Below are 12,629 nucleotides of genomic sequence, written 5' to 3'. Positions count from 1 at the left end.
GCGGGTGATGATCTAACTCGTGCGCGTTCCTACCGCCTGAAGAACGACGACAGCGTCGATCCCGCCGAGGCCGTCTCCGGCTTCGCCGGTGCGGCCGGCGGCTGAGGCGCGGGGGCAGGCGCGGGCTCTTCGCGCTTCGACGAGCGTTTTGAGGAGTAGCTGCGGCGGCGCTTCTCCGGTTTGGCGGCAGGAGCGGGCGCCGGGGCAGTCTCGGCTTGCGGCACCGCGTCCTGGTTCTTCTCGGAGTTCTTCTCCTGAACTCGGTCCTGAGTCTTCTCTTGGCCCTTCTCCGATCCGCCGCGTATCGACAGCCGCTGGCCGTCGAACACGGTGGTCTCGCAATGGCGGTCGTTTTCGGCGAGGCCGGCGCAGAGCTTTGCGGCGGCCGCCGCATTGATCAGCGGGCCGGCGCCGAGACGGAGCTGCATGCCAAGGCCGGCATTGCCTTCCTTGATCATGATGATCGGCCGCAGCGCCGCGATCTCCGGATTGGACTTGATCAGGCCGCGCCAGAGCGCGCGCAGGCCGTCGAGCGAGTTGGCGCCGCCGAGCTCGATGGCGAAACGCGTCTGCTGGACCGCGATTGCAGGGGCCTCGCTCTCGGCCGTCTCCGGCGGCTTGGCTGGCGCCGCGGCGACCTCGGTCGGGGCGGGCGTCTGTTCGGGCTTCTTCTCGGCGGCCTTCTCCGTCGTCTCGGGCTGCGTCAGCTTCGATGCGGCGGGATCGGGTGGCGCCATGATCGACTTGGATGGCACCAACGGAAGCATGGGCAGTGCCGACGTCGTCAGCGGCGACTGCGACACCAGCGAGGCCATGGCGGCGTTCTGCGGCGGCGGGATCAACTGATCCTTTGCGGCCTCCTTCAGAGCGTCTTTTGTCGGCTCCTTCGCCTGGTCCTTCGCGACTGCCGCGCGCGGCTTGTCACTCGAGGGGGCCGGCGTCGAGGCGACCGGCGCGACGCTCGGCGCCGCGGGCTGTGTGTCGGGCGTTGGCGCGTCCTGCGGCTTGGCGCTCTGCTTGGCGATGGCGCCGGTGACGGAATCCATCCCTTGCTCGAGCACGGTGACGCGCGAATAGAGCCGGTCCCGATCGGTGTTCAGCGTCTCGATGGCGGAGGCGAGGCGACGGGCCTCGTTCTGGCTCTCCTTGGTCAGCATCTGGAGCCGGTCAGCCTGGCGCGACAGATCGGCCGACGCAACCTGGTCACGGCGCCAGCCGAGCTGGGCCTGATTGGCCATCACGGCCATCACGACGGCGCCGACGGCAACCACGCCCCACGCGCCCAGCCGCCACATCACGCTGCGATCGACCGCGCTTTCCTCGGCCAGAAGTCCGGAGAACAGCCCGCCGGTCTCCTTGGTCCCGAAGGCATCCGCCAGTGGGTCGGAATCCTTTGCCATGAACGTTAAGTGCCCAGCCCCGAACAGCTTCCCCGAATCAATCAGGGAACATTAACAGGAAAACCCCGTCGCACTTGAATTCCGGGCGTTTGCGGGGGTAGCAAGGCGACAGCTCAAGACGGCATCGGCCTGCCGCCGCCCGTTGATTCGGCCATGTTTGACAGGATTTCGATGACCGCCCGTTCCAGCCTCACGATCGTGCTCGCCGCCGGCGAAGGCACGCGCATGCGATCGAACCTGCCGAAAGTGCTGCATCCGGTCGCCCACCAGAGCCTGCTCGCGCACGTGCTAGCCGCCACGCCGAAGGGAACCGGCACCTCGCTCGCCGTCGTGATCGGCCCCGACCATCAAGCGGTCGCGGACGAGGCGAAGCGCATCCGTCCCGATGCGCTCACCTTCGTGCAGGCGGAGCGGCTCGGCACTGCGCATGCGGTGCTGGCGGCGCGCGAGGCGATTGCGCGGGGCGCGGACGATCTGCTGATTGCCTTCGGCGACACGCCGCTGATCTCGGCCGAGACCTTTGCGCGGCTGCGCGCGGCGCTCGCGAAGGGCGCAGCGATCGCCGCGCTCGGCTTTCGCGCCGCCGACCCCACCGGCTATGGCCGCTTCATCGTCGAGGGCGACCGTCTGGTCGCGATCCGCGAGCAGGCCGATGCCAGCGCGGAAGAGCTCAAGATCGATCTGTGCAATGCCGGCGTGATGGCGATCGACGGGCGCCGTTCACTCGCGATCCTCGACAAGATCGGCGACGCGAATTCGAAGGGCGAATATTATCTGACCGACGCGGTCGGCGTCGTTCGTGAACAGGGATGGGAGGCTGTCGTGATCGAGACCAGCGAGGACGAGGTGCGCGGCATCAACACCAAGGCACAGCTCGCGGAGGCCGAAAGCGTGATGCAGGCGCGCTTGCGCAAGGCGGCGATGGAAGCAGGCGTCACGCTGATCGCGCCCGAGACCGTTTATCTGTCCGCCGACACCGTGTTCGGCAATGACGTCACCATCGAGCCGTTCGTGGTGATCGGTCCGGGCGTGTCGATCGCCGACGGCACGGTGATCCATTCCTTCTCGCATATCGTGCAGACCACGCTCGGCAAGAACGTCTCGATCGGCCCCTATGCGCGGCTGCGACCCGGCACCTCGCTCGGCGACGGCGCGCGCATCGGCAATTTCGTGGAAACCAAGGCCGCGACGCTGGAGGCCGGCGTCAAGGTCAACCATCTCTCATACATCGGAGACGCCACCGTCGGCGCCAATTCCAACATCGGCGCCGGCACCATCACCTGCAACTACGACGGCTTCAAGAAGCACAAGACGATCATCGGGCAGGGTGCCTTCGTCGGCACCAACTCCTCTCTCGTCGCGCCCGTGAAGATCGGCAACGGCGCCTATATCGGCTCCGGCTCGGTGATCACGCGCGATGTGCCCGACGACGCCATGGCGCTGGAGCGCAACCAGCAGACCATCCGCGAAGGCGGCGCGGCGCGCTATCGCGAGATGAAGACCGGCGGCAAGAAGCTGGAAAAGAAGCCGGAGAACTGAGCGCCAGCCGCCGTGTCCTCTCGCTTTGTGCGCGATCTCTTCAGTTTTCTGATCGACACATTCGTCACGGGGATAGGGCGACGGCTGCTGTGGGAAATGAACGAGTACGATCCGCCCGAGATTTTGGCCCTCGTCATCGGGCTTGCGTTCTGGGCCCTCCTCATTTTCCTCGTCTGGGCCGTGATGCTGGGGTTGTAAGGCGCGCCGCTATTCGTCGTCGGAGAATTCCGAGAAGATCGCGCGCGTCAGACGCCAGCCGCGCGGCTTGGCGCGTTTCGCAGGTTCTCCGGCGGCGTGCTTGACGAAGACGGGCTTGCTTTCCTTGCCGCGCTGGGGCGGCGGCCAGTGCGCAAGGTGCGTGCCAGTGGTCTCGCTGGCGTGGGCATACATCGATGACAGGCCTTTGCGGCCGGACGAGCTTTTCATGACCTTACTCCCTGGCCGGGAATCGTTGGTCAAACTCATTGACAACAAGTTAATTCGCGCGGTTTAAGGCCGGCCAATTCGACGCAGTCGAAATCGGAAGCGAACCGGCGCTGTCTCAATCAGCAATAATTATTGAGTATCTGGTTCCTTAGGAACTTCGCTAAAGACCGAGCGGATCGTTTAGGCGATTTTTCGACGATTTGGGGGATATTGATCCGCATGTGCGGGATTGTCGGCATTCTCGGGCGCACGCCGGTTGCAGAGCAATTGGTGGATTCGCTCAAACGTCTTGAATATCGCGGCTACGACTCCGCGGGCGTCGCCACGCTCGAAGGCAAGCATCTCGAGCGCCGCCGCGCCGAGGGCAAGCTGAAGAACCTGGAGAAGCGTCTCGAGGCCGAGCCGCTCAAAGGCACGACCGGCATCGGCCACACCCGCTGGGCCACCCACGGCAAGCCGACCGTCAACAATGCCCATCCGCACGCGACCGAACGCCTTGCCGTGGTCCACAACGGCATCATTGAGAATTTCCGCGAGCTGCGCGAGGAGCTCGAGAAAAAGGGCACGGTGTTCCACACCGAGACCGACACCGAGATCGTGCTGCATCTCGTGGACGACCTGCTCACGCGCGGCAACAAGCCCGTGGAAGCGGTGAAGCTGACGCTGGCGCGGCTGCGCGGCGCCTTCGCCCTCGGCTTCATCTTCGCCGGTGACGACGACCTCCTGATCGGCGCCCGCAACGGCCCGCCGCTCGCGATCGGATATGGCGACGGCGAGATGTATCTCGGCTCCGACGCCATCGCGCTCGGCCCGTTCACCGACACGATCAGCTATCTCGAAGACGGCGACTGGGTCGTGCTGACGCGCAAGGGCGCCACGGTCTTCGACAAGGACGGCCACGCCGTCCAGCGCGACAAGATCAAGCACGCCGCCTCGACCTCGCTGGTCGACAAGGCCAATTACCGCCACTTCATGGCGAAGGAAATTCACGAGCAGCCGGAAGTGGTCGGCCACACGCTGGCGCGCTACGTCGACATGGCGACCGAGCGCGTCTCGCTGCCGGTCAAGCTGCCGTTCGACTTCAAGAGCATCCAGCGCATCAACATCACCGCCTGCGGCACCGCGAGCTATGCCGGCTTCGTCGCGAAATACTGGTTCGAACGCTTTGCGCGCGTGCCGGTCGAGGTCGACGTCGCCTCCGAATTCCGCTACCGCGAAGCGCCGTTGCGCAAGGGCGATCTCGCCATCTTCATCTCGCAGTCGGGCGAGACCGCCGACACGCTGGCTGCGCTGCGTTATGCCAAGGCCGAGGGCGTGCACACGGTGGCCGTCGTCAACGTGCCGACCTCGACGATCGCGCGCGAGAGCGAGACGGTGCTGCAGACGCTGGCCGGTCCCGAGATCGGCGTCGCCTCGACCAAAGCCTTCACCTGCCAGCTCATGGTGCTGGCAAACCTAGCGATTGCGGCCGGCAAGGCCCGCGGCGAATTGTCCGACGAGGACGAGACCAAGCTCGTTCATGGCCTCGTCGAGATCCCGCGCCTGATGTCGGACGCGCTCACCACCGAGCTCCAGATCGAGAAGCTGGCGCGTGAGATCGCCAAATCGCGCGACGTGCTCTATCTCGGCCGCGGCACCAGCTTCCCGCTCGCGCTCGAAGGCGCGCTGAAGCTGAAGGAGATCTCCTATATCCATGCCGAGGGCTATGCCGCCGGCGAGCTGAAGCATGGGCCGATCGCGCTGATCGACGAGACCATGCCGGTCGTCGTCATCGCCCCCTACGACCGCGTGTTCGAAAAGACCGTCTCCAACATGCAGGAGGTTGCCGCCCGCGGCGGCAGGATCATCCTGATGACGGACGCCAAGGGCGCGGAGGAGGCGACCGTCGAGTCCCTCGTCACCATCGTCATGCCCGACATGGCGGCCGCGTTCACGCCGATGGTCTATGCCGTCCCCGTGCAGCTGCTCGCCTATCATACCGCGGTCATCATGGGCACCGACGTCGACCAGCCGCGCAACCTCGCGAAATCGGTGACCGTGGAATAGGCAGAAGGGATCAGGCCGGGACGCTAGGTAGTCTTCCAAAACCTGCTAGAAGACCCTAGTTTGAGTGCAGCGACCGACCTGGAACCCGAATGACCCCCCGCGACGACGCGCCTGCGCCGCTTGATCCCATCCCGGAACCGCATACCGGCCTGATGGGCCGCTTCCGCAATTATTTCCTCACCGGCCTCGTCGTGACGGGGCCAATTGCCATCACGCTGTATCTGGTCTGGTGGTTCGTCACCTGGGTTGACGGCGTGGTGCGGCCGTTCGTGCCACTGGCCTACCGGCCCGAAACCTATCTGCCGTATGTCGTTCCGGGTTGGGGACTGATTGTCGCATTCTTCACGCTGACGCTGGTCGGCTTTCTCGCGGCCAACCTGATCGGCCGGACGCTGGTCGATATCGGCGAGACCTTCCTTGGCCGGATTCCGGCGGTGCGCGCCATCTATCGCGGCCTGAAGCAGGTGTTCGAGACGCTGTTCTCAGGCAAGGGCTCGAGCTTCCGGAAAGTCGGCCTGGTCGAGTTTCCGTCGCCAGGCATGTGGTCGATCGTGCTGATCTCGCAGTCGCCAAATGAAGAGGTCGCGCGCAGCCTGCCGGGGCAGGAGGAGCACGTCTCGGTGTTCCTGCCGTGCTCGCCGAACCCGACCACGGGCTTCTTCTTCTACGTCCCCAAAAGCAAGATCGTAGAAGTCGATATGAGCACCGAGGATGCCGCGACCCTGATCATGTCGGCCGGCGTGGTGCAGCCGGGCTCGGCGCCCGACCCGAAAAAGGCCGCCGCGCTCGCGGGCATGGCGAACGCCGCGCGCATTGCCAATGCCTCGGCGCTCCAGCCCCAGCCTGCGAAGGTGGAGTAGGGCCATTCCCGTTTCGGATGGCCGCATTCACGCAAGCACTTTCGTCCTCTGCTAGTCTTCCGGTTGAATCGAGCGCCTCGCTCGGAATTCGACCTGGAGTGCATGATGACGAAGACCATCGCGATCCTCGCGCCCGGCGCCATGGGCAGCGCCGTGGCCCGCCGCCTCAGCGAAAACGGTGCGCGCGTGCTGACGTCGTTGAAGGGGCGTAGCGAGGCGACGCAAAAGCGCGCCGCAGATGCTGGCATGATCGGCGCCGAGGACGACGCGATCGCGGAGGCCGACATCATCCTTTCGATCGTACCGCCGGGCGAAGCCGTGGCTTTGGCCGAACGCCTGGCCGGGCTGATCGTCAGGCGCGAGAAGAAGCCGATCGTCGTGGACTGCAACGCAGTCAACGTCGATACCGTGCAAAGAATCGAGGAGATCATCGGCTCGGCGCAGGCGCCGTTCGTCGATGGCGGCATCATCGGCTTCCCGCCGCAGCCCGGCGGCAAGAGCCCGGCTTTCTACCTGTCCGGCGAGTACGCCAGGGACCTTGCGGTGCTGAAGGATCTCGGACTCGACGTGCGGATCGTCGAGGGCCCCGTCGGCGCGGCCTCCGCGCTGAAGATGTCCTATGCCGGTATCGTCAAGGGCCTGGCCGGCATCGGCTCGGCCATGGTGGTCGCGGCCACGAAAGCGGGCGCGGCCGATGCGCTGCGCGACGAACTCGCGCTGAGCCAGCCCGCGGTCCTGGCCCGGCTCGAAGTCGCGCTGCCGGACATGATCCCGAAGGCCTATCGCTGGGTCGCGGAGATGCGGGAGATCTCGGGTTTCCTTGGGCCCGACCATCCGGCGAGCCAGATCTACGAAGGCTTTGCGCGCTGGTTCGAACACCTCGCCGCGGATGCGGATGGCGAAGCGGTGGATGCGGCACTGCTGAAGGCGTTCGCAGCGCGTGTCGCGCAGAAGAAGGCCTGACCGTCCAGTCCGAAGTCACGGCAATGGATCACTCGCCGTGCACTGAGACCGACTCCAGAAAACCCTGGATGTCCCGGTCGCGTCTCAGGCGCACGACCGGGACATCGGGACCATATTGAAGGCGTTCGGCCTCGATCACAGGCACGCGCTCCGTGTCGTAGCGCCACGCTTCCTTCATCAGTTTCCAGTCGAACTGTTCCGGACATCCCTTGGGCAGATCGGGTCGCGTCGTGTCGCGATTGAACGCGGAGCGCCAGAGAATGCGCCACTGGCAGAGCCAGCGCGGGCGGTCGATGACGACCAGGGTGTCGGCACGCGCAAGCGTAAGATCGAAGGCGAGCCCCGAGAAGCTGCCGTCGATGACCCATGCGTCGCCCGCGGTCGCCTCCGCGACGCGGAGACGGAAGCTGGCCTTGTCGGATGGCTTCCATCCCGGTCGCCAGTAGAGCACGTCGAGATGCACCACGGGCAGCCCAAGCCTCCGCCCGAGATTTCGGGAGAGGCTCGTCTTTCCGCTTCCCTGAGAACCGACGACGATGATCCGGCGCATGAGCGCAAGGTTCCATAAAGTCGATCGTGGGGAAAGAGCGCGCCTTCCGGGCGCGCTTTATTACCTCGCATGTAATTGAGCCAATTCGCAGCCCGTCTACCTTGCTGATCGTCCACCCGCGGGGAGCCTTCAAGCCTCCGTTGAGCGCGCGTGTCACCGCATGAGGAGAGATATGCAAGTCGTGTTTACGAAGAAGGCGCCGCCACAATGGCTGCTCGATATGTGGAAGGAGATCGACGACAAGACCTTCGGGCAAGGTTTCGAGTGTTTTGCGGAGGATGCTGTCTGCAATCTCGGCGTCGCCGATTGGAAGGGGCGGGAAGCGATCCGCGCCAATCTGAAGGCCTTCATCGACACCGGATTCACCGCGCTGCATCACGTCACCGAATATTGGGACGCCGGCACCCTGAAGGTGTTTCGCGGTGTCGTCGACATGACACCCGATGATCCCTCGATGACGACGGTGCACCCGACGATGACGCACTTTTTCTACATGGACGAGACCGACGACACCAAGGTGCGGCACTGGGTCGGCGCCGTGGGGCCGGTCACCTTCGGTTGATCGCCTGGAATAAGCTTGCCATTGGCGGCGGCGCCTCGGGTAAACCGGCGCCGCCGCCGATGCGCGTTGACGATATCGACCGGAAGGATCGATCGAATGAAAGCTGTGGCCAGCGACATCAAGACAGCCGTCAGATCCGCGGGCGCTCTGCTGCGTCAATGGCGGGACATTCGCGGCAAGACGCAGCTCGATCTGTCCTTCGACGCGGGCGTTACGCAGAAGCACATCAGCTTCGTCGAGAGCGGTCGCAGCATCCCGAGCCGGCAGATGCTGCTCGATCTCGCCCAAGCGCTCGATGTCCCATTGCGCGAAAGAAACGAGCTGCTGCTGGCCGCCGGCTACGCGCCGTCATACTCCGATCCTGCGCTCGACGCGCCGGCCATGACGAGCATCAATCGCGCCCTGCGGCGCATGCTGCGTCAGCACGAACCGTTTCCGGCCATCGTCATGGACCGGTTCTGGAACGTGCTGATGACCAATGACGCCGCGCCGCAGCTCTTCAATTGCTTCATCGACATGTCGGCGCGACCGGCTCCCCGTAATCTATTGCACCTGATGTTCGATCCGGCCGGGATGCGTCCCTTCATCGCGAACTGGCCGCAGACCGCCCGCGGCCTGCTGGCCCGTGTCCATCGCGAGGCGGTCGGGCACGTCGTCGATGCAAGGACGAGGGCGCTGCTGGAACAGCTGTCGCGATACCCGGACGTGAAGCCGGAATGGCGCGCACCCTCGGCCTCCGATGCGATGCCGATGATCCCGCTCAGCTTCGTCAAGGACGGCGTGACGCTCGACTATTTCTCCCTGATCACGACGGTCGGAACGCCGCAGACGGTGACTGCGGAAGAGCTGCGGCTCGAGTGCATGTTTCCGGCCAACGAGGCGACCGAAACGGAGCACGGCAGGTTCTTGCGTGCGCATGCCGGGTGAGGGCCCCCGCCGCGTCTCAACCCGTTCGACGTGTGCCGAGATCCACCCACATCGTCATTGCGAGCGTAGCGAAGCAATCCAGAATCTTTCCGCGGCGACAGTCTGGATTGCTTCGCTACGCTCTCAATGACGAGGAGGAGACGGCGCGGGATCCATCTGTTACTGTCTTGCGGAAGCAGATGGATGCAATCGGAGCTCGAATGAGAGTGCTGGTGATCGGCGCGGGCGCGCTTGGCGGCTATTACGGAGCTCGCATGGTCCGCGCCGGGCGCGACGTGACCTTTCTGGTGCGCGAGAAGCGGGCCGAGCAACTGCGCCGGGCCGGATTGCAGGTCGTGAGCCAGCATGGCGACTTTGCCGTACAGCCAAACATCATCCAGGCGGATGACCTCAAGGAGCCGTTCGACGTCGTCCTCGTCGGCGTAAAATCCTACTCGCTCGACGATGCCATGAGTCAGTTTGCCCCTGCCGTTGGCGCCGATACGATGATTCTGCCGATCCTCAACGGATTGAAACATATCGACACGATGACCGCGCGGTTCGGTGCCGCGCGCGTCCTCGGCGGATTGGCGAATGTCAGTGCCGGGCTCGACGCGGACGGTCGTGTCGTTCAGTTCATGGCTAATCAGACGATTGTTTTTGGCGAGATCGATGGTTCGTTGAGCGAGCGCGCGCTCGCACTGGAGACACTGCTCCATGTCCCTGGTATCGACGTACGCGCCAGCGAAGCGATCATGCAGGACATGTGGGAGAAGTTCGTCCAGCTGAGCACGCTCGCCGGCATCACCTGCCTGATGCGCGCGAGTGTCGGCGACATCCTGGCCGTGCCGAACGGCGAGCAGTCGATCTTCCGCCTGTTTGCGGAATGCTGTGCCGTTGCGACGGCGTCAGGTTTTGAACCGCGCGCGCCGTTCATCGAGTTCGACCGGAAACTCTTCACGACCCTGGACTCGCCGCTTAAGGCCTCGATGCTGCGCGATATCGAGCGCGGCTCGGTCACCGAGGCGGAGCATATCCTGGGCGACATGGCCAATCGGGCCCGTGCGCTCGGCATCGACACGCCGCTGCTGGATCTGGCCCTGGCGCATGTGGCGGCCTACGAGGTCGGGCGCCGAAGAGCAGCAGGCTAACCCGCGCCGATCAGCGGGATCGCCTCGTCGCGCTCATAGAGATACAGCAGGCACCGCAGCGCCTCGCCGCGCTCGCCCTTTAGCTTCGGATCGTCCTTCAGGATACGCAGCGCCTCGTCTCTAGCCTGGGTGATGAGCTGGCCGTGCACCTCCGACCGCGCGATGCGGTAGCCGGGCAGGCCGCTCTGGCGCACGCCCAGCACGTCGCCTTCGCCGCGCAGCTTCAAATCTTCCTCGGCGATGCGAAAGCCGTCGGTGGTCTCGCGGATCACTTTCAGGCGTGCCTTCGACATCTCGCCGAGCGGCTCCGAGTAGAGAAGGAGGCAGGTCGAGGCTTCCGAGCCGCGCCCGATGCGGCCGCGCAGCTGGTGCAGCTGGGCAAGGCCAAACCGTTCGGCGTTCTCGATCACCATGATGGTCGCAGCCGGCACGTCGACGCCGACCTCGACCACGGTGGTCGCAACCAGAAGGCCGATCTCATGGGCGGCGAACTGGCCCATCACGCGGTCCTTCTCGGTGCCCTTCATCTGGCCGTGGACGAGGCCGACGCGGTCGCCGAAACGCTTTTGCAAGCTCTCGAAGCGTTTGGTCGCATTGGTCAGGTGCTCGGTGCCCTCGGCCTCGGATTCCTCGACCAGCGGGCAGATCCAGTAGACCAGCTTGCCCGCCTCCAAGGCCCGGCCGATGCTGTCCGTGACCTCATTGAGGCGGCTCATCGATATGGTGCGGGTCTCGATCGGCTGGCGGCCGGCGGGCTTCTCGCGCAACTCGGAGATGTCCATGTCGCCGAAATAGGTCAGCACCAGCGTGCGCGGGATCGGCGTCGCACTCAGCACCAGCACGTCGACGGACTCGCCCTTCGAGGTCAGTGCGAGGCGTTCGCGCACGCCGAAACGATGCTGCTCGTCGACGACGGCCAGGGCGAGATCGCTGAAGATCACGTCGTCCTGGATCAGCGCATGGGTGCCGACGAGGAGATTGATCTCGCCGGCTTCGAGTTGCGCCAACAGCTCGCGCCGCTCCTTGCCTTTCTCGCGGCCGGTGAGGATGGCTACCCGCAGCCCTGCGCGCTCCGCGAGCGGGGCGATGGTCTTGATGTGCTGCCGCGCCAAAATTTCCGTCGGCGCCATCAGCGCGGCCTGCTTGCCGACTTCGGCGACGGCGGCCGCCGCCAGCAGCGCCACCACGGTCTTGCCCGAGCCGACATCGCCCTGAAGCAGGCGCAGCATGCGCACGGGCTGTTTCAGATCCTCGGCGATGGCGGCCGCGGCGTTGCGCTGGGACGGGGTCAGGGCATAGGGCAGGGCGTCGATGATCTTGTTGCGCAAGTGACCGTCGCCGGCATTGCGGACGCCGGCGGGGCGGCGCAATTGGGCGCGGATCAAGGCCAGCGCGAGCTGGCCGGCCAGAAGCTCATCGAAGGCGAGGCGCGACCAGTAGGGCTTTTCGGGCAGGATGTCGGTGAGCTCGACCGGTTGATGCACGCGGCTGAGCGCTTCGGCGATCGGCGGAAAATTGCAGCGGCGCATCACCTCGGGGCTGATCCACTCGGGCAAAGCGGGCAGCTTCTGAAGCGCCTGCGCGATCGCGCGGCGGAGCGAGCCGAGCGCGAGGCCCTCGGTGAGCGGATAGACGGGATCAATCCCCGAGAGCTTTGAAATCGCCTCCTCGTCGAGCACGCGATCGGGATGCACGATCTGCGGGATGCCGTCATACATCTGCAGCGTGCCCGAGACGTAGCGCTTCTCGCCCATCGGCAGCAGTTTTTCGACATAGCCGGGCTTGGCGCGGAAGAAGGTCAGCACGACGTCGCTGGTGTCGTCGCTGGCGTAGACGAGATAGGGCGCGCGGGCGTTGCGCGGCGGAGGCGGGCGATGGCGATCGACGGTGACCTCCAGCGTCACCATGGTTCCCTGGACGGCGTCGCGGATCTTTGGCCGCGCGCGGCGGTCGATGACCTGGCTCGGCAAATGCAGCAGCAGGTCAACCAGGCGCGGCGTCTCATTGCGGCTGAGCAGGTACTGCAGCAGCTTGTCCTGCTTCGGACCGACGCCGGGCAGGCTGGTCACGGGAGCAAACAGCGGATTGAGCAGGCTGGGGCGCATGAGAGCGAATCTAGGATCGTTTCAGCCCGTCATGCCCGGCTTTATGGCGGGCATCCACGTCTTTTTTCGCGGCGCTCGCGCAGGCGGCGGGCCATGCCAAATCGAGGGCTGACAGGGGCGG

12 protein-coding genes are annotated in these 12,629 nt (G+C 65.2%); 8 read left to right on the top strand and 4 right to left on the bottom strand.

Features of this window, described 5'->3' with window-relative positions; translation table 11 throughout:
• Positions 1-29: 29 nt before the first annotated feature.
• On the bottom strand, positions 30-1,400 hold the full coding sequence (locus tag ACKWRH_RS22890) for a hypothetical protein (protein WP_445215357.1): 1,371 nt from the start codon (positions 1,398-1,400) through the stop codon (positions 30-32).
• A 171-nt stretch (positions 1,401-1,571) separates the two neighbouring features.
• On the opposite strand from ACKWRH_RS22890, the gene glmU reads away from it, so the two are divergent.
• Together glmU and ACKWRH_RS22880 are read left to right on the top strand one after the other, a co-directional pair.
• Positions 1,572-2,939, top strand: coding sequence for a bifunctional UDP-N-acetylglucosamine diphosphorylase/glucosamine-1-phosphate N-acetyltransferase GlmU (gene glmU / locus ACKWRH_RS22885; RefSeq protein ID WP_445222459.1), 1,368 nt, complete (start codon positions 1,572-1,574; stop codon positions 2,937-2,939).
• A gap of 12 nt (positions 2,940-2,951) precedes the next feature.
• Positions 2,952-3,137 (top strand): hypothetical protein, encoded by a 186-nt coding sequence (locus tag ACKWRH_RS22880; protein ID WP_445215356.1) that lies wholly within the window; start codon positions 2,952-2,954, stop codon positions 3,135-3,137.
• A gap of 9 nt (positions 3,138-3,146) precedes the next feature.
• On the opposite strand, the gene ACKWRH_RS22875 is transcribed toward ACKWRH_RS22880, so the two are convergent.
• Positions 3,147-3,365 carry a hypothetical protein gene (locus tag ACKWRH_RS22875; RefSeq protein WP_028158733.1) on the bottom strand — a complete coding sequence of 73 codons (219 nt, stop codon included), beginning with the start codon at positions 3,363-3,365 and terminating at the stop codon, positions 3,147-3,149.
• Between the two features lie 219 nt (positions 3,366-3,584).
• On the opposite strand from ACKWRH_RS22875, the gene glmS reads away from it, so the two are divergent.
• The 3 genes from glmS to ACKWRH_RS22860 all read left to right on the top strand — a co-directional run bounded on the left by glmS (position 3,585) and on the right by ACKWRH_RS22860 (position 7,234).
• Positions 3,585-5,411: a glutamine--fructose-6-phosphate transaminase (isomerizing) gene (glmS, locus tag ACKWRH_RS22870; RefSeq protein WP_445215355.1), complete on the top strand. Its 1,827-nt coding sequence runs from the start codon at positions 3,585-3,587 to the stop codon at positions 5,409-5,411.
• An 89-nt stretch (positions 5,412-5,500) separates the two neighbouring features.
• Positions 5,501-6,271 carry a DUF502 domain-containing protein gene (locus ACKWRH_RS22865; RefSeq protein ID WP_028147884.1) on the top strand — a complete coding sequence of 257 codons (771 nt, stop codon included), beginning with the start codon at positions 5,501-5,503 and terminating at the stop codon, positions 6,269-6,271.
• 105 nt (positions 6,272-6,376) lie between these two features.
• On the top strand, positions 6,377-7,234 hold the full coding sequence (locus ACKWRH_RS22860; protein WP_445215354.1) for a DUF1932 domain-containing protein: 858 nt from the start codon (positions 6,377-6,379) through the stop codon (positions 7,232-7,234).
• Positions 7,235-7,262: 28 nt separating this feature from the next.
• Here the strand turns inward: ACKWRH_RS22860 and ACKWRH_RS22855 are convergent, their stop codons facing one another.
• The gene (locus tag ACKWRH_RS22855) at positions 7,263-7,784 is read right to left on the bottom strand and encodes an AAA family ATPase (protein ID WP_445215353.1); all 522 of its coding nucleotides are present in this window, start codon (positions 7,782-7,784) and stop codon (positions 7,263-7,265) included.
• A gap of 172 nt (positions 7,785-7,956) precedes the next feature.
• Here ACKWRH_RS22855 and ACKWRH_RS22850 point away from each other — a divergent pair, with 172 nt between their 5' ends.
• From ACKWRH_RS22850 to panE, 3 genes are all read left to right on the top strand, one after another.
• Positions 7,957-8,346 (top strand): nuclear transport factor 2 family protein, encoded by a 390-nt coding sequence (locus ACKWRH_RS22850; RefSeq protein WP_445215352.1) that lies wholly within the window; start codon positions 7,957-7,959, stop codon positions 8,344-8,346.
• Positions 8,347-8,442: 96 nt separating this feature from the next.
• Positions 8,443-9,273, top strand: a complete 831-nt coding sequence (locus tag ACKWRH_RS22845; protein WP_445215351.1) for a helix-turn-helix domain-containing protein — start codon at positions 8,443-8,445, stop codon at positions 9,271-9,273.
• A gap of 200 nt (positions 9,274-9,473) precedes the next feature.
• Positions 9,474-10,403, top strand: coding sequence for a 2-dehydropantoate 2-reductase (gene panE, locus ACKWRH_RS22840; protein WP_445215350.1), 930 nt, complete (start codon positions 9,474-9,476; stop codon positions 10,401-10,403).
• On the opposite strand, the gene recG is transcribed toward panE, so the two are convergent.
• Positions 10,400-12,508, bottom strand: a complete 2,109-nt coding sequence (recG, locus tag ACKWRH_RS22835) for an ATP-dependent DNA helicase RecG (RefSeq protein WP_445215349.1) — start codon at positions 12,506-12,508, stop codon at positions 10,400-10,402. The two genes, panE and recG, sit on opposite strands and share 4 nt — an antisense overlap.
• Positions 12,509-12,629: the final 121 nt, after the last annotated feature.

The sequence above is a fragment of the Bradyrhizobium sp. Pa8 genome (assembly GCF_052588265.1).
This window is presented reverse-complemented; position numbering and strand designations above follow the sequence as displayed.

Bases quoted from the DNA above. Each gene is read 5' to 3' on its own strand.
- ACKWRH_RS22845 (WP_445215351.1), top strand. From the start codon at position 8,443: ATGAAAGCTGTGGCCAGCGACATCAAGACAGCCGTCAGATCCGCGGGC.
- ACKWRH_RS22875 (WP_028158733.1), bottom strand. From the start codon at position 3,365: ATGAAAAGCTCGTCCGGCCGCAAAGGCCTGTCATCGATGTATGCCCAC.
- ACKWRH_RS22860 (WP_445215354.1), top strand. From the start codon at position 6,377: ATGACGAAGACCATCGCGATCCTCGCGCCCGGCGCCATGGGCAGCGCC.
- glmU (WP_445222459.1), top strand. From the start codon at position 1,572: ATGACCGCCCGTTCCAGCCTCACGATCGTGCTCGCCGCCGGCGAAGGC.
- ACKWRH_RS22855 (WP_445215353.1), bottom strand. From the start codon at position 7,784: ATGCGCCGGATCATCGTCGTCGGTTCTCAGGGAAGCGGAAAGACGAGC.
- recG (WP_445215349.1), bottom strand. From the start codon at position 12,508: ATGCGCCCCAGCCTGCTCAATCCGCTGTTTGCTCCCGTGACCAGCCTG.
- ACKWRH_RS22890 (WP_445215357.1), bottom strand. From the start codon at position 1,400: ATGGCAAAGGATTCCGACCCACTGGCGGATGCCTTCGGGACCAAGGAG.
- panE (WP_445215350.1), top strand. From the start codon at position 9,474: ATGAGAGTGCTGGTGATCGGCGCGGGCGCGCTTGGCGGCTATTACGGA.
- glmS (WP_445215355.1), top strand. From the start codon at position 3,585: ATGTGCGGGATTGTCGGCATTCTCGGGCGCACGCCGGTTGCAGAGCAA.
- ACKWRH_RS22850 (WP_445215352.1), top strand. From the start codon at position 7,957: ATGCAAGTCGTGTTTACGAAGAAGGCGCCGCCACAATGGCTGCTCGAT.
- ACKWRH_RS22865 (WP_028147884.1), top strand. From the start codon at position 5,501: ATGACCCCCCGCGACGACGCGCCTGCGCCGCTTGATCCCATCCCGGAA.